This is a genomic window from Pandoraea sp. B-6, assembly GCF_000282835.1.
GTDB classification, from domain to species: Bacteria; Pseudomonadota; Gammaproteobacteria; order Burkholderiales; family Burkholderiaceae; genus Pandoraea; species Pandoraea cepalis.
The window spans coordinates 1-1,270 of sequence record NZ_AKXS01000331.1 but is presented as its reverse complement, the minus strand read 5'-3'; the positions used below and the strand labels follow the sequence as shown (position 1 = coordinate 1,270).

Below are 1,270 nucleotides of genomic sequence, written 5' to 3'. Positions count from 1 at the left end.
TAGATAACCAGTCTACGTCCGAATTCTTGCCGAGGTTTGCTTGAATTTCAGCATTCAGCAGTTCCGCGTACTCTCTTAATTTAACTTGGTCCATTAGTGCAGCCCCTTTATCTCGCCGATCCTATTCGCATTTGGATCTGTCCATTGTGTGCGGTTAGGCACGAGTATCTGTTGCGCACCGCCCGGAGCTGAATAAGCCCCCTGCTGCACGGGGGCGACTTGGCTCGAAAATGCCGCCGGCTTCGTTTCCGGTAGAGGCGACATCGAGTACACGTCGAACCCCAACTGCGAGCCACGAATAGCCTGCTCAGCAGGCAGTCCAAGTCTCGCCGCAATCTGGTCAGCCGGCAATTTCGATAATGATTCGTACTCCGATCGCGTCATAAAGTACGGTGAGGTCTTGGTTATTACGTCGCCAGAATACATTCCCTTTGGCACAATCTTTATCAATTCAGTGTTGGCTGCAACGTCGAAATTCGTTGGCAATGTCGTTCCGGAGCTGATCAAGTTTCTGGTATATCGTATCGCGTCATCTTGTTTCAATCCCGCAGCAATATATACGTCCAATATCGCCTGCGCTTGTGGCGTTTGCATTACGGCGGCGGACAGCTGAACACCTTGGGTTCCGAATTTTTCGGTTGTATAAGTCAGGCGAGCCGCTTCGTTAAACGCTGCCACTTGCTTTCCCGCTTGCGTTTGTATGATAGAAGCTGTGGCCGCTCCGCCCAAACTCAACGCGACATAGGTCAACGCTGCTGACTGAGAATCTAAGCCCAAGCTCTGAAGCGCACGCTCTCCGTACGTGTGTACAGAATCTCCATGGACAAGTTGCGTAATACCAGCCTTTGAGTAATCAAGGCTCGTGCCAGCAATCATTGCTCCTGCGCCGCACGCTACAACGCTTGAGCAGCCAGCGCCAATGGCGGCGGCAGCAGCGGCAGCACCCATAACGCCTTGCACCGCGCCGACAGCGCGATTGCTGATCTGGAAGCGATCGAAATTGTCGTTCAGGCTATGTATTGTGGTATATCCATCAAAGGCACCAGCCCGCTTCAACGTATTCTGCTCTGCCGTGAACTCCGCCCCGTCCATCTGCAACTGATGCAAAACGGACTTGCTCGGATCCCCATCTGGGACACCGTCGGCGCAGCGAACCAACGCACAACTCGCCGCGGCCAACCTGTATTGCTCCTCGGGCGATTTGCCTTGCTGCAGTTGCTTGAGTTTCTGCTCCTCCGTCGGATGCAACTGCCGATTAAACCGATCAGTA

At 53.5% G+C, this 1,270-nt stretch carries 1 protein-coding gene; it reads right to left on the bottom strand.

The genetic code is table 11. The annotated features are described in order from the left end of the window. Positions 1-93: 93 nt before the first annotated feature. A partial coding sequence (locus A985_RS24005) for a hypothetical protein (RefSeq protein WP_039829805.1) occupies positions 94-1,270 on the bottom strand: 1,177 nt, incomplete at its 5' end.